Here is a 21966-nt window from a genome sequence, read left to right as displayed (position 1 = left end):
CCGGTATCTTGCATTGAAATTCGGTCTCGAGTTACCTTAACGCGCACACCTACTTGAGGTTACGGCGTGCCGGCAAACTGCCCGCGCGGGATATTGTCCCGTGCGAGCACTATTCGTACCGTAGCGCGGCAGTAGGTTCAAGCCCGGCGGCTCTTCTCGCGGGATAAAGGCCGGCGATAATGCTTACCACGATGGCCAGGCCCACGGCGCCCGAGGAAAGCCAGAACGGAATCTCGTAGAGCCGGTGAAACGGTGCCTGGTCCTTGATGATGAAAGCAAACATCAGGTGATTTGTGACCTCCGCCACGAGCCAACCCAGCATCACCCCCAGCAGACCCCCGACCAAACCGATGAGCGCCGCCTCCATCACGAAGAGGTGCATTATGTCTCTTCGTCTGGCTCCGACGCTTTTCATTATGCCTATTTCTCTCGTTCTCTCGAGGACGGATATGAGCATCACGTTCACTATGCCAAGACACCCCACGAAAAGCGCGACCCCTCCTATCGCACCGAGGAAAGCCGACACCAGGACGAAGGCGGTTCTCATTCCCTTGAACTGGTCCGAAATCGAGAACACCGTGAAGCTCATGCCTCTCAGTTCCTTGGTCACACTTTCAACGTCGTTCAGGGCTGCAACATGCACCTCCGCACCCAGGTAGCCGCCTCGGCCTAGAGAGGGATTCCTCAGAACGTCGCCGGGGTCCTGAATCGTCATCGCGGACATGCGCTTTGCCATCTTGAGCGGAACGTAGCAGTCCGCCCGTCCGACGGGTCCGAAGAAACTCTCCTTGAGCAGACCCTTGACGTAAAACCGGAAGCTCTGTCGCTCAAAGGGCATCAGCAAACCCAACGCACTGAGTGGAGAAAATGAGCCTCCGGTGAGTGGACCCTCCAGCATCGCGCCGGAGCCGAACGGCCCGTGCCCAAGCGTGATTATGGTGAGTGTCACCGGTATCCCTGCGTGAAGGGATTTCGAGTCGACAGAGTCCGCGCTTACACCCAGTTTTTTCGCAAACGAAGACGAGACGAGAAGCGTGCTGTCGTTCTCACTCGAGAAAACCTCTCCCTTCTCGAGTCGTTTTTTCGTGGCTTCGTCCATCGAGGCAGGTACGCCGGTTACCGTGGCAAAAACCTGCTTCGAGCCGCGGCTTAGCATGGCTGGAAATGCGACCAGAGGAAAGGCGTGAGTCACGCCCTCTATTGAGGCGATCTTCCCTATCGCCTCGTCGGTAATGGCAATCCCCCGCGTCGAATCCCTGGGCACGGAACCCCGCGCAGAGGCCGTCCTGGAACCGGGTTTGGAGTCTGTCGGGTAATCGGTTCCCGTACCGTTTGCGGAGGTGCCATCGGAGTAGGCCCCGGAATCATCGGGATCGTGCTCGTCCGTCCCCGGCGCAAGCTGCCCGAGTGCACTGCCGCTCGGCAGCACGTAGACGGTGGTGAGGAGGCCGGAGGAAGCGATGGTGCGTGACATCTCGCTGCGCATCCCCACAGCGAATGAAACCATGGAGACGATTGCACCCGTCCCGATCATGATTCCGCACATGGTCAGGAAATGCCTGAGTCTTGTCCTTCCGATGTTTCCTAGAGCCAGTTTGATCGATTCGGTCAGCATGCGTTTTGAGCGAGAAACTCCATGACGTGCATGACTCTGACGGGTAATCCGGCCTGCGTAAGCGCGTCCGTGAGCTGGAGCATGCAACTCGGACACGAGGTCAAGACAATCTCGGCTCCACTCTCTTCTATGGCCTTGACTTTACGCGCAACCACGGCCCTCGACATCTCGTAATGGGTGAAACTATACAATCCGCCGCCGCCACAGCATCTGTCTGATTCTTGCATCTCCACAAACTTCACGCCCGGAATGGAGCGAATGATCTCCCTGGGCTCATCCCTCACACCCTGCCCCCTCTTCAGGTGACAGGGATCATGATACGTGACGGTGAGTTCCCTGTGTAGTGCCCCATCTCCCGTCGGCACCCGAGACGCCGGCGAGCGCGCCGAAAGGACCGCCCTCAAGGCGTCGAGACCAACCTTCTTCACGATGAATTCCGAGACGTCCATCACCTTCTCCGAGAGGCCCGAGGTTTCAAGCCCAAGGATCTTCGAGTATTCTCTCTTCAGTGCCAAGCCGCAACTGGCGCACGAAACTACAATGGCGTCGACGTCTGACGCGGCGAGGGCATGTATGTTCTTCCTGGCCATCTCCCGCGCGGTGACCAGGTCACCCGCGTTGAAGATCGGCGTTCCGCAGCAGCCCTGGAGGGGAGGAATGACCACCTCCACACCGAGCTTCGTGAGCACGTCCACAACTGAGAAGGCAACGTTCGTGTAAATGAGATTGCTCGCGCATCCAACAAAGTACGCCACTTTGAGCCGATTCTCCTTCCCCTCCCGCGGCTTCGGTACGAGTGTTTCCAGGGAGCTTGGAACCGGCGTCGAGCCACGCGGCATTTCCGGGGTCAATCTCCCCGGAACCTGCTCTCTAAAACTCCTCGAAGCAAAGACAGGGAGACTTCTCTCCTTGTCGATTCTGACCAAGGGGAGAAGAAGCCTGAGAGCGCTCCCCTTGGGAGACAGCTTGAGGAGCGCGCGTTGGAGCAAGGAAGCCGTTTTCCCGACCGGCGGCAGCAATCTGCCGCGCTTGAGAAGGCTCCTCAGGATGAGTCTCTTCAAGACAGGGAACTTGCCCCGCGACACCAATTCCGCCCTGGCGGCAAGAACGACGTCGTCAACCCTGACGCCACTGGGACAGGCTTCAATGCACGCCTTGCAATTGATGCAGGTGGAGAGTCTGTCGGCAAAAACGTCGGAAAGCGCAAGCCTTCCGTCAAGCACGGCTTCGACGAGGCTCACTCTGCCCCTGGCGCCTTGCGACTCACTCACCGTCTCTATCAACGTGGGGCAGACCGCCCTGCACAGACCACACTTGGTGCAGCGCGCGATTTCCTCCGCAGCATGTGCTATCTGAGGATACTTGTCGGTCAAGGGTTTCCGATACACAAGTCTCGGTTCAAGCACCATTGTTCAGACCCTAACGCCGAAACGCACACTCATCGTCCAACGCAAAGTAGCTTTCCGGGATTTAGAATTCCCCTGGGATCGAACGCATCCTTGAGTCGTTTCACGATCTCGGAGGCGGGAGCTTCGATCTCGCACCCAAAACACCTGCCCTCTTCTATTCCGATCACGTGTTCGCTAGAAAGCCCCCCGCCGAGCGAAAGTGCCTTCTCAGAAATCTCCACCACTGCCCGTTCGATCTTCGAAGCCATTTCGGAAATCGGGGCGTCCACGAGGATCGTAGGATGAAGGTTTCCGTCGCCCGCATGCCCGAACGTGGCAATGACAAGTTCGTGCTTTCGGCTTATCTCTGCGATCGAACGTATCATCTCGACGATAAGGGTCCTGGGCACCGTGACGTTCTCGAGAATGGTCACAGGGTTAAGCTTCGCAAGCGCTGTCAGAACACTCCTTCTCGCCTCCCACAGCCCTTCTCTCTCCCATTGCTCGGCGCTCTTCTCTACAAACGTCGCGCCGGAGTCGGCGCACGCCTTTGCTACTCGATCCGCCTCCGTCTCCGCGGCCTCCCTGAAACCGTCTGTTTCGGCCAAAATCAGCGAACAACCCCGTGCCCCGCGAGAAAGAGCGGTGTCTCTCGACATGGCTTCGACCGCGAGAGAATCCATGATTTCCAGGACGGAAGGGGTGAGCCCGCATGAAATCACATTGCGAGAAGCCTCCGCCGCCTTCTCCAACGTCGCAAACGCGGCGAGGACCGTCACTCTGTGCTCGGGCAGCGGGATAAGCTTGAGCGTCGCCGAAGTGACAATGGCCAGTGTCCCCCCGGAGCCACACATCAGTCTTGTCAGGTCATAGCCGGCCACGCTCTTGAACGTCCTCGCTCCGGTCTTCATGACGTCTCCGGTCGGCAACACGATTTCGAGGCCCATCAGGTAGTTCTTTGTGACGCCATACTTGAGACATCTAAGGCCGCGGGCCGCCGTGCCTATGTTACCGCCGATTGTTGAACTTCTGCGACTGGCAGGATCGGGAGGATAGAAAAGCGATGCCGCCTCGACCGCTCTCTGGAGCTCCTCCGTGACGGCTCCGGCCTCGACGACAACATAGAGGTCCTCGGGAACAATCTCTCTGATCTTGTTCATTCGAGTGAGCGAGAGACTCACCCCTCCACCTGCGGGGACGGCTCCTCCGGAAAGACCGGTGCCTGCCCCTCTCGGCGTGAGCGGGATGCCCTCTTCCGTGCAGAACCGCGCAATGGCTGACACCTGCTCCACTCTCTCCGGACGCACCACCACTTCGGGCAGTGCGCTCTTCCCTGTGGCATCACAAGAATGACAGCGAAGCTCTTCTGCCGACGTGAGCACACACTCGGGCCCCACGATTTCGCGGAGTCTGTTTGTTACTCTTTCCTCCATTCCCCACCTCGGCGTCAGCCGTCACGCCTTCACCCACAACTCTTGGGACCGGCCACCATACTTCTGTGCAAACATGCCTGTGTTGGCCCCACTCGCGGGCTCTTCTCGCCGGACCGAAATCCGTCTCACGGCCACGGCACGGCCGCATCTGCGAAGACGGTTCTCGAAAGCTCTCTCAGCACCGAGCTTCTGGAGCGCTCGGGATCATAACAAAACATGGAGAACCCCTTGATTCCCATTTGTCTCAGGACTCTCACTTTCTCTACGACTCTTCCGGGAGACTGGTTGTACATCGCGATGCCGGGATAGAACCTGCTTTCTCCGACCAGGTCCTTTATCGTGCGCACTTGGTTTCGGACGAACCCCGTGGAAGCCGAATAGCACATGGGAACGGCAAAATCCAGCGTGCCGCGCTCCAACCACGCCGGCCAGTCCTGGGCGTATCGTCCGAGCGCGGATCGCGGGTCTGCTACTACGGCCGCCGAGAGTTTCACTCTCGGGGCCACAGACTTCAAGTCACAACGCACGGAATCCACCAGAGCATCTACACTGGAAACCCGCCATTTCTTCCAGAGTCCTTCCAGATCCTGTAGCCCCCGTTTCCCAAACAGCTCAGCCATGGCTTCTCTGTTGTTTGCGATTCGATCGGGATCCACCCCGTAGCAACGCATGAATTCAGTCCTAGTTCCCCTGTCGTAACCCACCGCCATGTCAGGATATCTGACGTAATCAAGATGCACGCCGTCCACGTCGTAGTTTTGCACGAGCTCTCTGACGACGGCTCTGATGTGTTCGCGAACGCCCGGGTTGCCCGGCGCGAGAAAAACACCTTCAATTCCCATGGATTCGACCTCTTCCCTCGACAGCTCAGAGAGTGGTCTTCCGTCAGAACGAACGGCCACCCAGTCAGGATGAGATAGCATCACGTGTTCTGTGTTCGTGGGTTTCCAGGGAGCAGACCACACAAGAAACGCGTTGAGCCACAGGTGAACCGCGAAGTCGCTTCTGTGAGCTTGAGTAAGCAGGTACGCTAGCGGATCGAATTGCCGATCGGCGAGAAGTTCCGCCCTCGGTTCGATCGACGAGTTGTAGAACGCGTCCCCTCTTCCACGAACCTGGACGAAAAGCAGGTTGAATCCGGCGTCCTTCGCCTGTCGCAGCATGCGGTCGATTTCGACCCTGGAGACGAGCGTGTTTCGGAGAACCCACAGCGCCCTGACTTCGAGAGTCGGGCGTGCGGCCCCGACCGTTGACGCGTCGCGAGGCTCGAGAGTTGCGAACGCCGGCGCGAGGAACAGGGTCGAAATCTGCGCAACAAACAGAACAAGGCCAAGCAACATGGCCTGGCCTTTCATTCTCGCGGCGATTTTGTCTTTGTCCCTGGCGACTCTGGTTGCGCACTCGGCGCTTCCGGAACCTTCTCCGCTGCTATTTCCCCTTCTTCTCACGCTTTTCCTCAGAAGCTTCTTCAGCTCCAGCCTTCTTCCTGGCCTGAGCTTCCTCGGCGTCTACTTTCTCTTCGGGGGGCGCTTTTTCCTCCTCGCGCTTGCGTCGGTCCTCTTTTGCCTTTACCTTTGCCTCTCTCTTTTCGAGTCTCTTCTTCTTGTCCTCTTCCGCGAGCTCCTTGGACTTAACGAGCTCCAGAATGCCGATCTCGCCGCCGTCTCCCAGCCTCCTTCTCAACCTGATGATTCTGGTGTAGCCCCCATTGCGGTTCGTGTACCAGGGCGCGATCGTCCCGAAGAGTTTCTTGACGATCTGTGCGCTCATCAGATAGCTCGCAACAATTCTCCGCGAATTGAGGTCACCTTTTTTCGCGAAAGTTATCATGTGCTCCGCGACTCTCCTGGTTTCCTTGGCCTTGGCTATGGTCGTCTCAATCCTCTCATGCTCAAAGAGAGCCGTGGTCATGTTACGCAGCAAGGCTCTCCTATGTTCGTGCGTCCGACTGAGTTTCCTTTTGTCCCTGTTATGTCGCATGAGATTGTCTCCCTCACTCCAATTTTTCGTGCTGCTCTGCCTCAGCCAGCTTGAACTTGCTCACGTCCATGCCGAAGCGCAAACCCATTGATTCAAGAATATCCAGGATCTCCTTGAGGGACTTGCGCCCGAAGTTCCGATACTTCAGCATTTCCGGCTCACTCTTCTGCACGAGCTCTCCGAGAGTTCTTATCTGAGCCGCTCTGAGGCAGTTGCCGGAGCGAACCGAAAGCTCAAGCTCATCAACACTCTTCTGCAGCAGGTGCTTTACTCTCTCCGTCTCCTTGTCTGTTTCTTCTTCCTCTACGATTACTTCTTCCTCAAAGTGGACGAACAGGCCGAAATGGTCTTTGAGGATCCTTCCGGCAACAGAGAGCGCATCACACGGGACGACGCTGCCGTCGGTCCAGGCCTCGAGGATGAGCCGATCAAAGTCTATTCGCTGTCCCACTCTCGCGCTCTCGACACGGTAGGTCACGTTGGTTACCGGGCTGAAGAGAGCGTCGATGGGGATTATGCCGATTGCCCTGTCACCGCCCGGCTGATTCTCGGCAGGCACGTAACCTCTTCCGCCGCTGATTTCGACTTCTACTTTCAGTTCCCCGTCCTTATTGAGCGTTGCGATGTGAAGGTCGGGATTGAGGATCTTCACGTCGCCATCGACCTTGAGATCGCCCGCAACTATCTCGCATGTCCCCTTCGCCTCAAACAGGCCTCGCTTGATGCTGTCTGACGCCAACGTAAAGCGGACTTGTTTCAGATTGAGAATAATCTCCGCCGTGTCCTCGAGCACCCCGCGAAGCGTTGAGAACTCATGGAGCGCGCCATCGATTTTCACGGCTGTGATGGCAGCGCCCGGCAGCGAGGAAAGCAGCACGCGTCGAAGCGCATTGCCAATTGTGAGGCCGAACCCACGCTCCAGAGGCTCGATTGTGAACTTGCCGTACGTGTCGCTGGCTGTCTTTTCATCGAGCTCGATCTTCTTCGGCATCTGGAGGCTTTTCCACTTCATATCATAGACCCCCTGACATTTCAGTACGCTTACTTGGAGTAAAGCCCAACTATGAGCTGCTCCTGAACCGGAACAGGTATCAACTCTCTTGATGGAATCTCAAGGAGCCTGCCTGAGAAGCTCTCACGATCTATCTGAAGCCAGGAAGGCATCTCCCTGCCCTGGCTCATCTCGACGGAGCTCTTTATGACCAAAAGCTCGCGGCTTTTCTCTCTGACGGAGATTTCACTTCCGGGTGTCACCTGAAACGAAGGCACGTTCACCTTTCTCCGGTTCACTACGAAATGACCGTGCTTGACGAGCTGCCTGGCAGACTGTCTCGATGGTGCGAAACCGAGCCTAAATACCAGGTTGTCGAGCCTGCATTCAAGCATTTGCAGCAAGGTTGCTCCGGTGATTCCTTTCTTCCTCTCAGCGGAAAGAAAATAGTTCCTGAATTGCTTCTCCATTATTCCGTATATGCGCCTGGCCTTCTGCTTCTCCCTGAGCTGCACCCCATAGTCTGTCAAACGCAGCCTCCGCTCCCTGCCATGTTCACCGGGAGCGTAACCCCTGCGTTCATAGGCGCACTTGTCGGTCACGCAGCGATCGCCCTTCAAGAAAAGCTTGGTTCCCTCACGTCTACACTGCTTGCATTTCGCGTCTCTGTTTCTTGCCATCTATCGCACCACCTGTTCTCTAAACACAACGCCTCGCGGAAGAAAACCTCCGTGTGATTACAACGGCCCTCTGTCTCGTCGGAGTCGCCCGCCGAGAGAGGACAGAAGGCTTCCGAAATCTAAACTCTCCGTCTCTTCGGCGGACGACAACCGTCGTGAGGGATCGGTGTTACGTCTCTTATTGCTGTCACTTCTAGACCGGCAGCTTGTATCGAGCGAATGGCAGCTTCTCGGCCTGAACCGGGCCCTTTGACCCACACCTCTACTCTTCTCATGCCGTGGCTCAAGGCCTCTCTCGCGGAAGCCTCCGCAGCCACCTGTGCCGCAAAGGGTGTACTCTTCCTAGACCCCTTGAAACCGACTTTCCCCGCACTTGACCAGCAAATCACGCGTCCATCTGTGTCCGTGATGGTCACGATAGTATTGTTGAAGCTGGCCTGAATGTGCGCGACTCCATTGGGCGCAACACGCTGCTCCTTCTTCTTCGGTTTCTTCTCTTCTACTGCCACCTCTCATGCCTCCTTTGCCACAGGTCTCGGAGCCGGTTTCGTCGTTGTCACGGCCCTTGACCTGCGGGCGCCCGCAGTCTTCTTGGGACCTTTCCGCGTTCTGGCGTTCGTTTTGGTTCTCTGCCCCCTGACAGGCAAACCCTTCCTGTGCCGCAAACCTCTGTAGGTCCCGATGTCCATTAGCCTCTTTATGTTCATGCCGACTTCGCTGCGGAGGGCTCCTTCGATCTTGTACCTAGTCTCTATCTCGGTTCTGAGCCTGCCCGTATCTTCTTCCGACAGATTCTTGACGCGAATGTCGGGATTCACACCGGTAGCCTTGATAATCTTCCTGGCCGAGGAAACACCAATACCGTAAATGTATGTGAGAGCAACTTCGATTCTCTTTTCAGCAGGTAAATCAACTCCTGCAATTCGTGCCAACTTGTATCACCTTCTCTCTTGCTTTGGCGCTATTTTTGCCTTTGTTTGTGCCTCGGATCCTTGCAGAGCACGCGCACGACGCCTTTCCGGCGCACGATCTTGCAGTGCTCGCAGATTCTCTTGACCGATGCTCTGACCTTCATGTTCACCACTCCCCGGGTGGAGCACGACCACGCGCAATTGCTGTCCACGTTCCCGAATCCTGTCACGCCGCCGGCTGGCCCCAACCCCTCACTTGTATCTGTAGATTATTCTCCCCCTGCTCAGGTCGTAAGGAGACAATTCCACCGTTACCTTGTCGCCGGGCAGAATTCTTATGAAATGCATTCGCATTTTGCCCGAGATGTGGGCCAGAACCAAGTGCCCGTTTTCCAGCTCGACCCTAAACATAGCGTTAGGAAGCGGTTCAACTACGGTGCCTTCCACCTGTATGCCCTCTTCCTTTGCCACCTAAGTCTACGACCTCCTCAGGGCTCTCGAGCCCGGTTGAGTCAAGATCTCGACCCCTTCATCGCATATAGCCACGGTGTGCTCGAAGTGAGCCGCAAGAGACCCATCCTTCGTGACCACTGTCCAATTGTCAGCGAGGGTCTGTACCTCCCAACCTCCGGCAGTGACCATTGGCTCTATTGCAAGAACCATCCCTTCGACTAGCAGCGGGCCGAAACCTACACTCCCATAATTCGGGACCTGTGGGTCTTCGTGCATCTGAATTCCGATGCCGTGTCCGACCAGATCCCTCACGACTGAAAAACCTGCGCCTTCAACGCAGTTCTGAATCGCGTGGGACACATCTCCGAGATGGTTCCCCACGACTGCTCGCTCAATGCCCTTCATCAGGGCAAGCTCGGTGACTTCCATGAGACGTTGCGCTTCGTCAGAAATCTCGCCCACAGGAAAAGTCGCCGCCCCGTCTCCAAAGTAACCGTTCTTTTTCGCTCCAACGTCAACGCTCACAATGTCCCCCTCAAGCAACGTTCTGTCGCCTGGAATCCCGTGCACGACCTCCTCGTTGACAGAAACGCACGCATTCGCAGGGAAGCCCCTGTAACCCTTGAAAGCCGGCACGGCCCCTCTGGACTTTATGAAATCCACCACCCAACGATCCAATTCGCTGGTTGTGATGCCGGGCTCAATGATTCGTCCTATGGCCTCAAGGGTCTCGGCGACTATTATGCAACTCTCCCTTATCTTGGCGACCTGATCCGGCGTCTTTAGACTTATCATGTGTCCGCTTTCTCGAACTCCTGTGTCTGTCGTCGAGCGCAGCGCTTATGTTTTCAAAGACTTCCTCTACCCCGCCCGAACCGTCTATGTCGAGGAGCCGTGACTCGTGCCTGTAGTGGTCGACAAGCGGCGACGTCAGAGAGAAGTACACGGCCAACCGCTTCTTGAAAGTCTCCTCGTTGTCGTCTTCGCGCACCTCCAGCGGTGTACGGCACTCGTCGCACGTTCCCTCATCAACAGGAGGCCTGCTGTCCCGGTGGTACATCATCCCGCAAGACGGGCAGGTTTGCCTGTGAACGAGGCGTTCCAGAAGAACGTCGTCAGGCACGTCTATGTAAACTACGGCGTCAAGCTCCCAACCGAACTCCTCGAATATCTCATCGATCCCCTTGGCCTGAGGAATCGTCCTGGGAAAGCCATCGAGGACAAAACCTCTTGCAGTGTCCTTCTGCTGCAACCTGTTCCTTACAAGCTCTATTGTCAAATCATCAGGAACGAGCGCACCCGTGGAGACATATTTCTCGGCCTCGACACCCAGAGGCGTTCTCTCGGCGATTGCCCTTCGAAAGATGTCCCCCGTTGAGATCTGGAGAATCCCGTAATGGTCCTTGAGCAACCTGGCCTGGGTTCCCTTTCCAGATCCCGGCGGACCCAGAAGCACTATTCGCATGGGATCAGTAGAACCTTCTTCCCTTGATCTTTCCCCTCTTCATGAATCCTTCGTAATGCCTCATCAGAAGGTGTGATTCAATCTGTTGAAGCGTGTCCAGGGCAACCCCAACCACGATCAATATCGAAGTGCCGCCAAAATAGAAAGGCACGTGAAATTCGTGAATCAACACGTCCGGCAGAATTGCGACGAGCGCAAGGAAGATGGCGCCCGGGAGCGTTATCCTCATCAGCACTCTGTCGATGTATTCGGCAGTCTTCCTCCCCGCTCGGATTCCCGGCACGAAACCGCCGTACTTCTGGATGTTGTCTGCGAGATCGGTAGGATTCAGAATGATCGCCGTATAGAAATAGGTGAAGAAAACGATGACCAGTCCGTAGATCATAGAGTAAGACCACGATCCCGGCGCGAAAAACGTGGTCAGTCTGTCCATGGTCGCGTTGTCTCTCACGAAGGTGGCAAGCGTTCCGGGAAACATTATCAGGGACTGAGCGAAAATGATGGGAATGACGCCGGCGCTGTTGACGCGCAGCGGAATGTGAGTATTCTGCCCGCCATACATTTTCCGCCCGACGACCCTCTTCGCGTATTGGACCGGGATCTTCCGCATGCCCTGCGTCATAACTATCACGGCCGCGATGACGCCGATGATGAGGACCATCAGCCAAACTATGCTGAACAGTTCCAGCGCACCGCCACTCACCGCACGCACGGTATTTAGCACGTCATTCGGGAAACGAGCCACGATGCCGATGAAAATGATCAGCGAAATACCGTTTCCGATTCCGCGATCCGTGATCTGTTCTCCCAACCACATCACGAACACCGTTCCGCACGTGAGCGTTATCATCGTGAGGAGTCTGAAGCTCAAGCCCGGGTACGGGACAACGGCGCCCAGTTCGCTTCTCAAAGACTCCACGAAAATGCTTATTCCGTAGGCCTGTATCATCCCCAGAAAGACCGTCCCGTATCTCGTGTACTGCGTGATCTTCTTCCTTCCCTCTTCGCCTTCCTTCTGAAGCTTCTGGAAATAGGGAATGACCGCGCCGAGTAGTTGCAGGATGATGGAAGCGTTGATGTAGGGCATTATACCCATTGCAAAGATCGTGCAATTCTTTAGAGAGCCTCCGACAAACATGTCGTACAGACCAAAGAGCGTCCTTTCCTTGCCCTGGAAAAACGCGGCCAGCGCCGATCCGTTGACTCCGGGCGTCGGAACGTGTCCCCCCAAACGGTAGACAATGAGAATCATTATCGTAAAAAGGATCCTCCGCTTCAGTTCGGGAATCCTGAATATGCTCTGGAATTTGTCAAACATTAGTCAATAAGCTCCACCGAGCCGCCTGCCCGTTCAAGTTTTTCTCTGGCTGTCTTGCTGACTGCGTGTACCTTGACCTTGAGCGGAATAGAAATCTCTCCAGTACCAAGTATCTTGATCGGCCTCGTGCGATTGCGAACGAGGCGCCTCTCATACAGGGTCTCCGGCGTCACTTCGACTCCTGTTTCCAGCTTCGACAGCCCGGCGAGATTAACGACCTGGTACTCGATCTTGAAGATGTTTGTGAAACCCCTCTTGGGTAATCTTCTCTGCAGAGGCATCTGTCCACCCTCAAACCAGGCGGGGATCTTTCCGCCCGAACGCGCCTTCTGCCCCTTGTGACCCTTCGTGGAGGTGCCACCATGTCCGGAGGCATCGCCGTAACCCAGTCTCTTTCTCTTCTTGCGTGCGCCGGCTTGGGGGCGCAGTTGGGTAAGCTTGTTCATTCCTCTATCTCCTCGACACGGACGAGATGGCATACCTTCGCAATCATCCCTCGAATCTGAGGTGTGTCATTGTGAACAACCGTTTGATGGAGTCTTCTGATACCCAGGGTACGCACCGTCACGCACTGGACGTCCTTCATTCCGATGCCGCTACGTATCTGCGTAATCTTGAGCTTCTTTGCCATCGCTTCTAGCCTCTACCTTCCAACCTCTGCTATGCGGATATCCGGAAACGCTCGCGTCACCTGCTCGCGTTTCCTACTTAAGGATCGTGTCCGATTCTACGGACTCGCTCCTGGCCTCTGTCATGCCAAAAAGCTCAGCCACTGTCTTGCCCCTGGCGGCGGCGATCTCCCTCGCTGTCCTCAAGTGTTGGAGAGCGTGCATGGTGGCCTTGGCCACGTTGTGCGGATTGCTCGAACTCAAGCACTTGGAGAGAATGTCCCGGACACCGGCGGAATCAAGAATCGCTCTGACCACGCCTCCGGCGACTATCCCAGTCCCAGGTGAAGCCGGCTTCAAGAGCACACGGCAGGAGCCGAAGTGGCCGATCACTTCGTGCGGAATGGTTCCCTTCACGGTGGGAACCAAGAAAAAGGCCTTCTTTGCCGCTTCGCTGCCTTTCTTGATCGCGTCTGCTACCTCGTTTGCCTTCCCCAACCCTATGCCCACGTTTCCCTTCTGATCACCAACTGCCACCAGTGCGTTGAACCCGAATCGGCGACCTCCTTTTACCACCTTAGCCACGCGGTTGACGTGGATGACTTTCTCAACGAGTTCAGTTCTTTCAGCCTCTGCGTTAGCCAAGAATTCCTCCTTTTATTCCAGCCGTCACTTCTTGCAGAATCAGAACTTCAGGCCACCTTCTCTCGCCCCCTCGGCGAGAGCCTTCACTCTACCGTGATAGAGGTAGCCTCCTCTGTCAAATGTCACTGTCTCAATGCCCGCGGCCTTGGCCTTCTGCGCCAGCAGGAGGCCGACGGCCTTGCTGACGTCCTTCTTCTTCCCACGGACCGTAGCGCGCGTTTCCTTTGAGATACTAGAGGCCGAGACCAGAGTTCGACCCGAGGAATCATCAACGAGCTGGGCAAAAATGTGTCTCAGACCCCGGAAAACGGAAAGTCTCGGTCTCTCGGCCGTGCCCAACACACTCTTTCTGACCCTAGAATGTCTCTTATTTCTGCTTAATACTCTCTTGGATGTTCTTGTTCTCATCGCATGTTCCCTGAAACAAAACCAGGTATTTACCTCGCTCTCGAGTTCTAACCACCGGCCGCCCCAACTGCAGCCTTGCCAGCCTTCTTGCGCACGTACTCACCTTCGTAGCGTATTCCCTTGCCCTTGTAAGGCTCGGGGCCCCTGAAAGCCCTGATGTCGGCCGCCACCTGCCCAACGAGAACCTTGTCGATGCCTCCCACGACTATGCGAGTCGGAGACTCCACCGAGATCTGTATTCCATCCGGAGCGACGTACTCGACAGGTTTTGAAAATCCAAGATGCAGAATGAGCTTCTTGCCTTCCATCTGGGCCCTGTAGCCGGTACCGACAATTTCCAGAACCTTGCGGAAACCAGTGCTGACACCCGTCACCAGATTCGAAACCACCGCTCTAACCATGCCGTGAAGGGCTCTGACGTGAGGATCCGTCGTATCCGTGTCGGGCACTACCCTAACGCAGTCACCCTCCATGGCCACCGAGATACCCGCAGGAATCTTGCTCGCGAGCTCTCCCTTGGGACCCGCGACCCTCACTTCATCACCGGATAGTCCGACACTCACACCGGCTGGAATCGGTATGCGCATTTTGCCGATTCTTGACATATACTCAGAACCTCCCGGAGCAAAGCTCCCGAACAACTATATCAAGTCCCGCAGCCGCGCGTGCGCCAAGTGCGCTGGACTTCACAACGAGGGCGTTCTCTACCATAGGTGGCAGAGAACTTCTCCCCCCACGCCCCGAGCGCGAGCCTCCTTGTCTGTGAGAATTCCACTGGAGGTCGAGAGCACTGCGGTTCCCATCCCTCCAAGCACGCGTGGTACGTGCTCCTTGTCAACGTAAATCCTGCGACCCGACGTACTCACTCGCCTTATACCGGTGATGACGCTTCTGTTCTGCGGGTCATACTTGAGGTATATGCGCAGTACGCCCTGCCTTCTGTCGTCAATCGTCTTGAAGTTGTTTACGAACTTCTCCCTGAGAAGCACCTTCGCCAATTCAATCTTCAAGCTCGAAGAAGGCACATCCACTTTCTTGTGCTTGGCCTTGCATGCGTTCCTGATACACGTTAGCATGTCGGCAATGGGATCGGACACAGACATGTAATTTGCCTCCGCTCAACACCAACTACTGTTACCAGCTCGATTTGACTACACCGGGGATCTGTCCCTGAAGGGCAAGCTCCCGGAAGCATATGCGGCAGAGACCGAACTGCCGCAAGTACGCGCGCGGTCTTCCACAACGATGGCAACGATTATATTTTCTGACCTTGAACTTGGGTTCCCTTTTCCATTTCTCCACTAGAGACTTCTTAGCCACTGAACCTCCTTGACGAGCCCAACCATGGCCTACTTCTGCCTGAAAGGCATATTCATTAACTTGAGAAGTTCGAACGCTTCTTCGTTCGTCCGGGCGGAAGTGACTATTGTCACATCCATACCTCTTATCTTCTCAACCTTGTCATAATTTATCTCGGGAAAAATGATCTGCTCCGTCAATCCGATCGTGTAGTTCCCCCTGCCGTCGAAAGACTTGGGCGAAAGACCCCGAAAATCGCGGATTCGAGGCACGGCAACGTTCACGAACCTGTCATAGAGCTCGTACATCCGTGCGCCCCTCAGGGTCACGGCGCATCCGATCGGAACTCCGGCGCGCAACTTGAAGTTTGCGATTGACTTCTTGGCGCGTCTGACGGTCGGCTTCTGCCCCGTGATGGTCGTCAGATCTGCGACTGCAGCGTCCAAGAGCTTAATGTTGACAAGGCTGTCGCCGACCCCCATGTTGATGACTATCTTCACAAGCTTCGGGACCTGCATCTTGTTCTTGTAGCCGAATTTCTTCATGAGAAGAGGAACGACCTCTTTCTCATATTTCGTTTTTAGCCTGGGAACCATCTCTTACTCCATTGAACCTTTCAACGCGCTTCAGGTCGCGGAATCATCTCACCGCATTTTCTACATACACGGACCCTGGAACCGTCACTCAACTCCTTGTGACCGACTCTCACGCCCACGTCGCACTTGGGACACAGAAGCATCACGTCCGAGACGTTCATGGGAGCTTCTTTCTCAAGAATCCCGCCCTGGACTCGCGAACGTGTAGGCCGAGTGTGTCTCTTCACGAAATTCACTTTCTCGACTATGATGCGGGATTTGCTCGGGAAAACCTTCAACACCTTTCCAGTCTTACCCTTGTCGTCACCCGCAATCACTACGACAACGTCATTCTTGGCAATCTTCATGTTTCACTCCGTGCTAGATGACCTCGGGTGCGAGAGACACTATCTTCATGAACTCTTTGTCTCTCAATTCTCTTGCAACGGGCCCGAAGATCCTTGTCCCCCTTGGCTCCTTCTGGTCATCTATCAGTACTGCCGCATTCTGGTCAAACCTGATGTAGGAGCCGTCCTTTCTCCTCACTTCCTTGACCGTACGAATGATGACGGCCCTTGCTACATCACCCTTCTTGACCGTACCGCCCGGCATGGCATCTCTGATCGACACTACGATCACGTCGCCTATACGTCCGTATCTTCTCCTCGTGCCGCCGAGGATTTTGATACACCGTGCGATTCTAGCGCCGGTGTTGTCAGAAATTGTGAGTATTGATCGTGGCTGAATCATTTTTCAGAATTCCTTACGCAGTCCTTATGCAGTTTCTGTGTCATCCTTCGCTACCGGGCCTTCTCAACGATCTCTATGAATCTCCATCTCTTCAGCTTGCTCAAGGGGCGAGTCTCCGCGACGCGCACTGTATCTCCCACCTGGCATTCGTTCTTCTCGTCGTGAACATGAAGCTTCTTCCTTCTACGAATGTACTTTCCGTAGACCGGATGTTTCATGAGTCGCTGCATCTCGATGACGATCGACTTGTCGCCGCTGCGACTTACTACTCTCCCCATCCTAGCTTTTCTTTTGGCTCTCTCTTCCATTTCTCACCTTTTGCTAACTGCTGCGTAAAACAATACCGGTCGCTCTCGTATCGACGGCGCTGGTCTGCGCTCCCACACGCGGAGTCTTCTACCCCGCCTGGCTCGACTCGGAACCTATTTTTCTGATACCGAGCTTCTGTTCCCTCAGAACAGTCTTGAGCCTGGCGACCTCGCGCTTGATTATGCGAATCCTGAGGGGATCGTCGAGTTGCTTCATTGCGTTCCGGAAGCGGAGACTGAAAAGTTCCTCTTCCAGCTCGACGAGCTTGGCATTGATCTCCGACAGGGTCATTTCACGTATTTGCCGCGGCTTCAGTTGCTTCGCCATCGTCTATGTCAGAACTCCTTTCTCAGAACGAATCTTGTCCGCACGGGAAGCTTCGAGGCTCCAAGCTTGAACGCATCTCTCGCCAACTGTTCGGGGATGCCCTGCAGCTCAAAGAGTACTCTCCCGGGCTTGATGACGGCGACCCAGAATTCCGGATTGCCCTTGCCCTTACCCATTCTGGTCTCGGCCGGCTTTACGGTCACGGGCTTGTCCGGGAAAATGCGAATCCATATCTTCCCGCCTCTCTTTATCTTCCTGGTTATGGCCACCCTGGCGGCCTCGATTTGCTTGTTGGAAACCCACGCGGGTTCAAGCGCCTTCAGACCGAACTCACCAAAGTGCACGTCTGCCCCGCTGTATGCCTTACCCCTCATTCTTCCTCTCTGCTGCTTGCGATACTTGACTCTCTTGGGCATTAACATAACACGAACCTCATTCGCTTGCTTGCTCGCGCTTGGCGGCCGCCTTGTCCAGAACCTCGCCGTGGAAAATCCAGACTTTGACGCCGACACAACCGTACGTTGTATGAGCCGTGGCCGTTGCGTAGTCTATGTCGGCTCGCAGAGTATGCAGCGGCACTCTTCCCTCTTTGTAACCCTCGTGGCGCGCCATTTCAGCCCCGCCCAGTCTTCCCGAACAGAGTATCTTTACACCCTCGGCTCCCTGCCGCATGGCCGACGTTATGGCTCTCTTCATGGCCCGCCGGAAGGAAACCCGCTGCTCGAGCTGCCTGGCGATGTGTTCCGCCACGAGCTGTGCGTCCACGTCAGGCTTCTTCACCTCTTCTATGTTCAGCAGAACCTCTTTCTTCGTGAGATGCTGCAGTTCATCCTTGACAAGATCAACCTGTGCGCCCCTTCTTCCAATAACGAGACCGGGTCTCGCAGTCCGGATTGTAACGGTTGCCTTCCCGGCAGCTCTTTGAATAATGATCTTGGAGATACCAGCTTGATAGAGACGTGTCTTCAGGTATCGCCGGAGCATGATGTCTTCCTGAAGAAGCTCGGCAAAACCTTTTTGAGCGAACCAACGCGAATCCCACGTTTTTATTATCCCGAGTCTCAACCCGATAGGGTTAGTCTTCTGTCCCAATTCGTCTCTCCTTTGTCAAGAGCCGCGACTACTTTGCTCCAGGCTTTGATTCGCCTGTTGTGACAATCACCGTCACGTGGCTCGTTCTTTTCAGTATCGGGGTGGCCCTGCCCTGCGCTCTAGGTATGAAGCGCTTCATGGTGGGGCCTGGACCAACACGTATCTCCTTTATCATCAACGTATCGACGTCAATCTTTCCCTCGATGTTGACCGCATTAGAGACCGCGGACTTGAGCACCTTCTCTACAACCCGCGCACCAATCTTGTGGGTGAATTGCAGTACGTGCAGGGCCTCATCAACGTGTCTTCCCCTGATGAGGTGGCACACTTGGTTTACTTTCCGCGGCGTGACTCTCACAAACCGTGCCGTTGCTTTTGCGTCCAAAGCAAACCTCCGTCGCTACCTTTTTCTCGCTGCTCCCCCTATTTCAAAGGAGGTACGGGTTTCTCCACGTGAACACCGTGGCCCCTGAAGATCCTTGAGGGGGCGAATTCCCCCAGCTTGTGCCCAACCATGTTCTCCGAGATGTAGATTGGAATGAACTTGTTGCCGTTGTGAACGGCCAGAGTATGCCCCACGAATTCAGGCACTATTGTCGAACGCCTGGCCCATGTTCGTATGACCCTTCTTTCATCAGCGGCGTTCAGTAGCTGAATCTTCTTGAGAAGTTTCTCGTCTATGTATGGACCCTTCTTTATCGAGCGTGCCATCGCGGTTCCTCCAACCTATTTCTTTCTCTTCAAGATGAGTTTGTCCGAAAGCTTCTTCTTTCTCGTCTTAAATCCCTTGGTGGGCTTACCCCAAGGCGAACACGGATGCCTGCCGCCCGAACTCTTTCCTTCTCCTCCACCCATCGGATGGTCGACGGGATTCATTGCAACGCCGCGCACGGAAGGTCTGATACCAAGCCAGCGACTCTTACCGGCCTTGCCCACGACAATATTCTCGTGCTCGATGTTGCCCACCTGGCCGATTGTGCAGCGCGCGTTGAGATGAACCATGCGAACTTCTCCGGAGGGAAGCCTCAACTGTACGTAGTCGCCTTCCTTCGCCAGGACCTGGCAGAAGCTACCTGCACCGCGCGCAAGCTGCGCGCCCCTGCCGGGAATAAGCTCGACGTTGTGAACTTGAGTTCCGAGAGGAACGTTCCGCAACGGAAGAGCATTACCCGCCTTGATATCCGCGCTTCGACCGGAAACAATGGTGTCTCCGACGGCCAAGCTGCAGGGCGCCACGATGTAACGCTTCTCGCCGTCAGCGTAATGAAGGAGCGCAATCCTCGCCGAGCGATTTGGATCGTATTCGATCGCGGCTACCTTGGCCGGAACGTCGTCCTTGTTTCTCTTGAAATCGATGATTCGGTAGCGTCTTCTGTGGCCGCCGCCCTGGTGCCGGCAAGAGATATGACCCTTGTTGTCTCGTCCGCCTCTGCTGCGCAGAGACTCCACAAGACTCTTCTCTGGCTCTGTTTTCGTGATTTCCTTGAAGTCGGGAAGCGTCTTGTATCTCGACGCCGGCGTAATAGGCCTAAATTTCCTGATTCCCATTACCTTTCACCTATCTCTTCTACCGATGCGCCAGTGATAATGCCCAGCTCCTCAGGACCGAGCCCGCGAGCTCGGTCAACCCGTGCTTGTACCTATACTTGTTCGAAGAGCTCTATGGTCTGACCTTTCTTCAGCGTAACGATGGCCTTCTTCCAATGCGGCCGTCTCCCAACGTGCGCGCCAAGTCGTTTTGTCTTTCCCTTCATTCTCACGGTTCTTACGTTCTCAACCTTCACCGAGAAGATCGTCTCTATCGCCTTCTTTATCTGAAGTTTGTTGGCCCTCGGATCCACCTCAAACAGGTACTGATTTGCCGCCTCACGAATCTGTGTGCCCTTCTCGGTGACGAGCGCTCTCCTGACAATCTGTCTGGGCTCAATCATTTCGAGAAAACCTCCTTCATTTTCTGGAGAGCGTCAGGCGTGAGAAGTAGCCTATCACAATGCAGAAGAGCGTACGCGTTGAGTTGACTGGAGAGAATCGTACTCACGTACGGAATGTTTCGTGTGGACCTCAGCAAATTCTCGTCAGGCGAGGCTGTAACGAGAAGGCATTTCTTGCCGGCCACGCCAAGCTTCGCGAAATACTTTGCCATTTCCCGCGTCTTGGGTTCGCCCGTCGAGGGCGGCTCGACGACCATGACGGCTTCCTCTTTGGCCTTCATCGTGAGGGCGGACTTCAAAGCCAGTCTCTTGAGTTTCTTCGGCAACTCGTAGCCGTAGTCGCGCGGCTTGGGGCCAAACACACAGCCGCCTCTGACCCAGAGCGGGGAAGTGTTGTCACCCGCCCTTGCCCGACCGGTACCCTTCTGTCGCCACGGTTTGCGCCCGCTTCCGCTGACTTCGCCCTTGGACTTAGTCGACGCCGTGCCCTGTCTCTGGCACGCAAGATAGCTCCTGACGGCTTCGTAGAGCACGTGCTCGTTCACCGCCGCGCCAAAGAGATACTCGGGAAGCTCGGCCGCGCCTCTTTCTTCACCCTCAGTCGAAAACACCTTTGCCGAAATCATCTACCTTCTCCTAAGAACTCTTCCTTATTTCCACGTAGCCGTTCGGACCTCCGGGCACACAACCCTTGACCCAGAGGAGATTGCGTTCCTTGTCGACTCCGACGACGATCAGGTTCTTGACTGTGACCCTTTCGCCGCCCATTCTTCCAGGAAGACCGACGTTCTTTCTCACTCGCGACGGCCACGCGCTGGCTCCGATCGAACCAGGCATCCTGTGAGTGGTGCAGCCGTGAGTGGCGTCGCCTCCGGAATATCCGCAGCGCTTTATCACGCCTTGAAAACCCTTACCTTTTGAAGTTCCAGTTATGCTCACCTTCGTGCCGGCCTCAAACATCTCTACGTTGATCGTGCTTCCTGCTTCGTGGCCCTTCTCGTCGGGAACCCTGAACTCCCTCAAGATCTTCTTTGGAGAAACACCGATCTTCTTGAAATGGCCCTGCAGCGGTTTTGTAGTGCGCTTCTCCCGCGCATCGATGAAGCCTAACTGGACCGCGTCATATCCTTCCCTGCCGGAGGTCTTCCTCTGAATCACGGGACATGGGCCAGCCTGAATGACGCTCACCGGCATAACCTTACCGGTCTCATCAAAGACCTGCGTCATCCCCAGTTTCTTTCCGATAAGTCCTGGCATTGTCACTCCTCCGCTTTTCCTACAGCTTTATCTCAATGTCCACGCCGACCGGCAAGTCCAGCTTCATCAAGGCATCGATGGTCTGAGGTGTCGAGCGAACTATGTCGATCAGCCTCTTGTGGACCCTGATCTCAAACTGCTCTCTGGATTTCTTGTCCACATGCGGAGACCTCAGGACCGTGTAGACCGTCCTCCTTGTAGGAAGCGGCACCGGGCCGGAGATCGTCGCGCCAGTTCTCTTCGCGGTCTGCACTATCTGGCCGGCGGACTGATCCAGCATCGCATGATCGTAGGAACGCAGCTTTATCCGAATTCTTTGAGTCGCCACTTCTCCTCCTCAACTATGTCGCGATTTCTTGAGGCGTCACTTGGCAAGCGTCGTGATGGACATCAGTCTAGTATTTCTGCGACGACGCCCGCTCCTACAGTGCGCCCGCCCTCCCTTATCGCAAACCGCAACTCCTTCTCCAACGCGATCGGCGTTAACAACTCTATCTCCACCGTCACGTTGTCACCAGGCATCACCATCTC

The 21966-nt window shown here is 55.6% G+C and carries 36 protein-coding genes; all 36 read right to left on the bottom strand.

Translation table 11 applies throughout. From position 1 onward, the window contains the following. Positions 1 to 109 precede the first annotated feature (109 nt). Positions 110 to 1615: an FtsX-like permease family protein gene (locus tag NTX17_05270; GenBank protein ID MCX5800781.1), complete on the bottom strand. Its 1506-nt coding sequence runs from the start codon at positions 1613 to 1615 to the stop codon at positions 110 to 112. Beyond that, positions 1609 to 3024: a (Fe-S)-binding protein gene (locus NTX17_05265; protein ID MCX5800780.1), complete on the bottom strand. Its 1416-nt coding sequence runs from the start codon at positions 3022 to 3024 to the stop codon at positions 1609 to 1611. The genes NTX17_05270 and NTX17_05265 overlap by 7 nt, the downstream gene beginning before the upstream one ends. A 29-nt stretch (positions 3025 to 3053) precedes the next feature. Beyond that, positions 3054 to 4436, bottom strand: coding sequence for an FAD-binding protein (locus tag NTX17_05260; GenBank protein ID MCX5800779.1), 1383 nt, complete (start codon positions 4434 to 4436; stop codon positions 3054 to 3056). Positions 4437 to 4561: 125 nt separating this feature from the next. Next, positions 4562 to 5884: a family 10 glycosylhydrolase gene (locus tag NTX17_05255; protein ID MCX5800778.1), complete on the bottom strand. Its 1323-nt coding sequence runs from the start codon at positions 5882 to 5884 to the stop codon at positions 4562 to 4564. Beyond that, on the bottom strand, positions 5865 to 6416 hold the full coding sequence (gene rplQ / locus NTX17_05250) for a 50S ribosomal protein L17 (GenBank protein ID MCX5800777.1): 552 nt from the start codon (positions 6414 to 6416) through the stop codon (positions 5865 to 5867). The genes NTX17_05255 and rplQ overlap by 20 nt, the downstream gene beginning before the upstream one ends. A gap of 13 nt (positions 6417 to 6429) precedes the next feature. After that, positions 6430 to 7428 (bottom strand): DNA-directed RNA polymerase subunit alpha, encoded by a 999-nt coding sequence (locus tag NTX17_05245; GenBank protein MCX5800776.1) that lies wholly within the window; start codon positions 7426 to 7428, stop codon positions 6430 to 6432. A gap of 29 nt (positions 7429 to 7457) precedes the next feature. Beyond that, entirely contained in the window at positions 7458 to 8087 is a 630-nt protein-coding gene (gene rpsD / locus NTX17_05240; protein MCX5800775.1) for a 30S ribosomal protein S4, read from the bottom strand. 119 nt (positions 8088 to 8206) lie between these two features. After that, a complete protein-coding gene (rpsK, locus tag NTX17_05235) occupies positions 8207 to 8596 on the bottom strand; it encodes a 30S ribosomal protein S11 (protein ID MCX5800774.1) in 390 nt (129 codons plus the stop codon). Positions 8597 to 8599: 3 nt separating this feature from the next. After that, positions 8600 to 9019, bottom strand: coding sequence for a 30S ribosomal protein S13 (gene rpsM, locus NTX17_05230; protein ID MCX5800773.1), 420 nt, complete (start codon positions 9017 to 9019; stop codon positions 8600 to 8602). Between the two features lie 29 nt (positions 9020 to 9048). Then, entirely contained in the window at positions 9049 to 9162 is a 114-nt protein-coding gene (rpmJ, locus tag NTX17_05225; protein ID MCX5800772.1) for a 50S ribosomal protein L36, read from the bottom strand. A gap of 88 nt (positions 9163 to 9250) precedes the next feature. Further along, complete coding sequence (gene infA, locus NTX17_05220) at positions 9251 to 9469, bottom strand: translation initiation factor IF-1 (GenBank protein ID MCX5800771.1); 219 nt, start codon at positions 9467 to 9469, stop codon at positions 9251 to 9253. A gap of 6 nt (positions 9470 to 9475) precedes the next feature. Next, entirely contained in the window at positions 9476 to 10246 is a 771-nt protein-coding gene (map, locus tag NTX17_05215; protein MCX5800770.1) for a type I methionyl aminopeptidase, read from the bottom strand. Continuing rightward, a complete protein-coding gene (locus NTX17_05210; protein MCX5800769.1) occupies positions 10173 to 10916 on the bottom strand; it encodes an adenylate kinase in 744 nt (247 codons plus the stop codon). The genes map and NTX17_05210 overlap by 74 nt, the downstream gene beginning before the upstream one ends. 4 nt (positions 10917 to 10920) lie before the next feature. Then, on the bottom strand, positions 10921 to 12234 hold the full coding sequence (gene secY / locus NTX17_05205; GenBank protein ID MCX5800768.1) for a preprotein translocase subunit SecY: 1314 nt from the start codon (positions 12232 to 12234) through the stop codon (positions 10921 to 10923). After that, the gene (gene rplO / locus NTX17_05200; protein MCX5800767.1) at positions 12234 to 12680 is read right to left on the bottom strand and encodes a 50S ribosomal protein L15; all 447 of its coding nucleotides are present in this window, start codon (positions 12678 to 12680) and stop codon (positions 12234 to 12236) included. Before rplO ends, secY begins: the two co-directional genes overlap by 1 nt. Next, a complete protein-coding gene (rpmD, locus tag NTX17_05195) occupies positions 12677 to 12865 on the bottom strand; it encodes a 50S ribosomal protein L30 (GenBank protein ID MCX5800766.1) in 189 nt (62 codons plus the stop codon). The genes rplO and rpmD overlap by 4 nt, the downstream gene beginning before the upstream one ends. 73 nt (positions 12866 to 12938) lie before the next feature. Then, entirely contained in the window at positions 12939 to 13487 is a 549-nt protein-coding gene (gene rpsE, locus NTX17_05190) for a 30S ribosomal protein S5 (GenBank protein ID MCX5800765.1), read from the bottom strand. Positions 13488 to 13526: 39 nt separating this feature from the next. Then, entirely contained in the window at positions 13527 to 13895 is a 369-nt protein-coding gene (gene rplR, locus NTX17_05185) for a 50S ribosomal protein L18 (protein ID MCX5800764.1), read from the bottom strand. 47 nt (positions 13896 to 13942) lie between these two features. Next, on the bottom strand, positions 13943 to 14500 hold the full coding sequence (rplF, locus tag NTX17_05180) for a 50S ribosomal protein L6 (GenBank protein MCX5800763.1): 558 nt from the start codon (positions 14498 to 14500) through the stop codon (positions 13943 to 13945). 99 nt (positions 14501 to 14599) lie between these two features. Then, entirely contained in the window at positions 14600 to 14998 is a 399-nt protein-coding gene (gene rpsH / locus NTX17_05175; GenBank protein MCX5800762.1) for a 30S ribosomal protein S8, read from the bottom strand. A gap of 31 nt (positions 14999 to 15029) precedes the next feature. Beyond that, on the bottom strand, positions 15030 to 15215 hold the full coding sequence (locus tag NTX17_05170; GenBank protein ID MCX5800761.1) for a type Z 30S ribosomal protein S14: 186 nt from the start codon (positions 15213 to 15215) through the stop codon (positions 15030 to 15032). Between the two features lie 29 nt (positions 15216 to 15244). Further along, entirely contained in the window at positions 15245 to 15790 is a 546-nt protein-coding gene (gene rplE / locus NTX17_05165) for a 50S ribosomal protein L5 (protein MCX5800760.1), read from the bottom strand. Between the two features lie 20 nt (positions 15791 to 15810). Further along, entirely contained in the window at positions 15811 to 16137 is a 327-nt protein-coding gene (gene rplX / locus NTX17_05160; protein MCX5800759.1) for a 50S ribosomal protein L24, read from the bottom strand. Between the two features lie 13 nt (positions 16138 to 16150). After that, on the bottom strand, positions 16151 to 16519 hold the full coding sequence (gene rplN, locus NTX17_05155; GenBank protein ID MCX5800758.1) for a 50S ribosomal protein L14: 369 nt from the start codon (positions 16517 to 16519) through the stop codon (positions 16151 to 16153). 50 nt (positions 16520 to 16569) lie between these two features. Next, positions 16570 to 16827: a 30S ribosomal protein S17 gene (gene rpsQ / locus NTX17_05150; protein ID MCX5800757.1), complete on the bottom strand. Its 258-nt coding sequence runs from the start codon at positions 16825 to 16827 to the stop codon at positions 16570 to 16572. A gap of 88 nt (positions 16828 to 16915) precedes the next feature. Further along, positions 16916 to 17143 (bottom strand): 50S ribosomal protein L29, encoded by a 228-nt coding sequence (gene rpmC / locus NTX17_05145; protein MCX5800756.1) that lies wholly within the window; start codon positions 17141 to 17143, stop codon positions 16916 to 16918. A gap of 20 nt (positions 17144 to 17163) precedes the next feature. Continuing rightward, entirely contained in the window at positions 17164 to 17577 is a 414-nt protein-coding gene (rplP, locus tag NTX17_05140) for a 50S ribosomal protein L16 (protein ID MCX5800755.1), read from the bottom strand. A 10-nt stretch (positions 17578 to 17587) separates the two neighbouring features. Beyond that, on the bottom strand, positions 17588 to 18247 hold the full coding sequence (gene rpsC, locus NTX17_05135) for a 30S ribosomal protein S3 (protein ID MCX5800754.1): 660 nt from the start codon (positions 18245 to 18247) through the stop codon (positions 17588 to 17590). Between the two features lie 28 nt (positions 18248 to 18275). After that, on the bottom strand, positions 18276 to 18632 hold the full coding sequence (gene rplV / locus NTX17_05130) for a 50S ribosomal protein L22 (protein MCX5800753.1): 357 nt from the start codon (positions 18630 to 18632) through the stop codon (positions 18276 to 18278). Positions 18633 to 18670: 38 nt separating this feature from the next. Continuing rightward, positions 18671 to 18958, bottom strand: coding sequence for a 30S ribosomal protein S19 (gene rpsS, locus NTX17_05125; protein MCX5800752.1), 288 nt, complete (start codon positions 18956 to 18958; stop codon positions 18671 to 18673). Between the two features lie 15 nt (positions 18959 to 18973). Continuing rightward, positions 18974 to 19795: a 50S ribosomal protein L2 gene (rplB, locus tag NTX17_05120; GenBank protein ID MCX5800751.1), complete on the bottom strand. Its 822-nt coding sequence runs from the start codon at positions 19793 to 19795 to the stop codon at positions 18974 to 18976. Positions 19796 to 19887: 92 nt separating this feature from the next. Continuing rightward, the gene (gene rplW / locus NTX17_05115; GenBank protein MCX5800750.1) at positions 19888 to 20178 is read right to left on the bottom strand and encodes a 50S ribosomal protein L23; all 291 of its coding nucleotides are present in this window, start codon (positions 20176 to 20178) and stop codon (positions 19888 to 19890) included. Then, the gene (gene rplD / locus NTX17_05110) at positions 20175 to 20804 is read right to left on the bottom strand and encodes a 50S ribosomal protein L4 (protein ID MCX5800749.1); all 630 of its coding nucleotides are present in this window, start codon (positions 20802 to 20804) and stop codon (positions 20175 to 20177) included. The genes rplW and rplD overlap by 4 nt, the downstream gene beginning before the upstream one ends. A gap of 10 nt (positions 20805 to 20814) precedes the next feature. Next, on the bottom strand, positions 20815 to 21435 hold the full coding sequence (gene rplC / locus NTX17_05105; GenBank protein MCX5800748.1) for a 50S ribosomal protein L3: 621 nt from the start codon (positions 21433 to 21435) through the stop codon (positions 20815 to 20817). Positions 21436 to 21454: 19 nt separating this feature from the next. Then, positions 21455 to 21763 carry a 30S ribosomal protein S10 gene (gene rpsJ / locus NTX17_05100; GenBank protein ID MCX5800747.1) on the bottom strand — a complete coding sequence of 103 codons (309 nt, stop codon included), beginning with the start codon at positions 21761 to 21763 and terminating at the stop codon, positions 21455 to 21457. A gap of 62 nt (positions 21764 to 21825) precedes the next feature. Then, the coding region (gene tuf / locus NTX17_05095) for an elongation factor Tu (protein MCX5800746.1) at positions 21826 to 21966 on the bottom strand (141 nt) is incomplete at its 5' end.

This window comes from Candidatus Eisenbacteria bacterium, assembly GCA_026388185.1.
GTDB lineage: Bacteria > Eisenbacteria > RBG-16-71-46 > JAFGJU01 > JAFGJU01 > JAPLKG01.
This window is presented reverse-complemented; position numbering and strand designations above follow the sequence as displayed.

Excerpts from the sequence above, each read along its gene's own strand:
- rplF (MCX5800763.1), bottom strand. The coding sequence starts at position 14,500 with ATGTCAAGAATCGGCAAAATGCGCATACCGATTCCAGCCGGTGTGAGT.
- rplX (MCX5800759.1), bottom strand. The coding sequence starts at position 16,137 with ATGAAGATTGCCAAGAATGACGTTGTCGTAGTGATTGCGGGTGACGAC.
- rplD (MCX5800749.1), bottom strand. The coding sequence starts at position 20,804 with ATGATTTCGGCAAAGGTGTTTTCGACTGAGGGTGAAGAAAGAGGCGCG.
- rpmD (MCX5800766.1), bottom strand. The coding sequence starts at position 12,865 with ATGGCAAAGAAGCTCAAGATTACGCAGATACGTAGCGGCATCGGAATG.
- rplB (MCX5800751.1), bottom strand. The coding sequence starts at position 19,795 with ATGGGAATCAGGAAATTTAGGCCTATTACGCCGGCGTCGAGATACAAG.
- rpsH (MCX5800762.1), bottom strand. The coding sequence starts at position 14,998 with ATGTCTGTGTCCGATCCCATTGCCGACATGCTAACGTGTATCAGGAAC.
- NTX17_05210 (MCX5800769.1), bottom strand. The coding sequence starts at position 10,916 with ATGCGAATAGTGCTTCTGGGTCCGCCGGGATCTGGAAAGGGAACCCAG.
- map (MCX5800770.1), bottom strand. The coding sequence starts at position 10,246 with ATGATAAGTCTAAAGACGCCGGATCAGGTCGCCAAGATAAGGGAGAGT.
- rplR (MCX5800764.1), bottom strand. The coding sequence starts at position 13,895 with ATGAGAACAAGAACATCCAAGAGAGTATTAAGCAGAAATAAGAGACAT.
- NTX17_05270 (MCX5800781.1), bottom strand. The coding sequence starts at position 1,615 with ATGCTGACCGAATCGATCAAACTGGCTCTAGGAAACATCGGAAGGACA.
- rplC (MCX5800748.1), bottom strand. The coding sequence starts at position 21,435 with ATGCCAGGACTTATCGGAAAGAAACTGGGGATGACGCAGGTCTTTGAT.
- rpsS (MCX5800752.1), bottom strand. The coding sequence starts at position 18,958 with ATGGCACGCTCGATAAAGAAGGGTCCATACATAGACGAGAAACTTCTC.
- rpmJ (MCX5800772.1), bottom strand. The coding sequence starts at position 9,162 with ATGAAGGTCAGAGCATCGGTCAAGAGAATCTGCGAGCACTGCAAGATC.
- rplW (MCX5800750.1), bottom strand. The coding sequence starts at position 20,178 with ATGATTGAGCCCAGACAGATTGTCAGGAGAGCGCTCGTCACCGAGAAG.
- NTX17_05265 (MCX5800780.1), bottom strand. The coding sequence starts at position 3,024 with ATGGTGCTTGAACCGAGACTTGTGTATCGGAAACCCTTGACCGACAAG.
- rplN (MCX5800758.1), bottom strand. The coding sequence starts at position 16,519 with ATGATTCAGCCACGATCAATACTCACAATTTCTGACAACACCGGCGCT.
- rplO (MCX5800767.1), bottom strand. The coding sequence starts at position 12,680 with ATGAACAAGCTTACCCAACTGCGCCCCCAAGCCGGCGCACGCAAGAAG.
- rplQ (MCX5800777.1), bottom strand. The coding sequence starts at position 6,416 with ATGCGACATAACAGGGACAAAAGGAAACTCAGTCGGACGCACGAACAT.
- secY (MCX5800768.1), bottom strand. The coding sequence starts at position 12,234 with ATGTTTGACAAATTCCAGAGCATATTCAGGATTCCCGAACTGAAGCGG.
- rpsD (MCX5800775.1), bottom strand. The coding sequence starts at position 8,087 with ATGGCAAGAAACAGAGACGCGAAATGCAAGCAGTGTAGACGTGAGGGA.
- NTX17_05245 (MCX5800776.1), bottom strand. The coding sequence starts at position 7,428 with ATGAAGTGGAAAAGCCTCCAGATGCCGAAGAAGATCGAGCTCGATGAA.
- rplP (MCX5800755.1), bottom strand. The coding sequence starts at position 17,577 with ATGTTAATGCCCAAGAGAGTCAAGTATCGCAAGCAGCAGAGAGGAAGA.
- rpsQ (MCX5800757.1), bottom strand. The coding sequence starts at position 16,827 with ATGGAAGAGAGAGCCAAAAGAAAAGCTAGGATGGGGAGAGTAGTAAGT.
- rplE (MCX5800760.1), bottom strand. The coding sequence starts at position 15,790 with ATGGTTCCCAGGCTAAAAACGAAATATGAGAAAGAGGTCGTTCCTCTT.
- NTX17_05260 (MCX5800779.1), bottom strand. The coding sequence starts at position 4,436 with ATGGAGGAAAGAGTAACAAACAGACTCCGCGAAATCGTGGGGCCCGAG.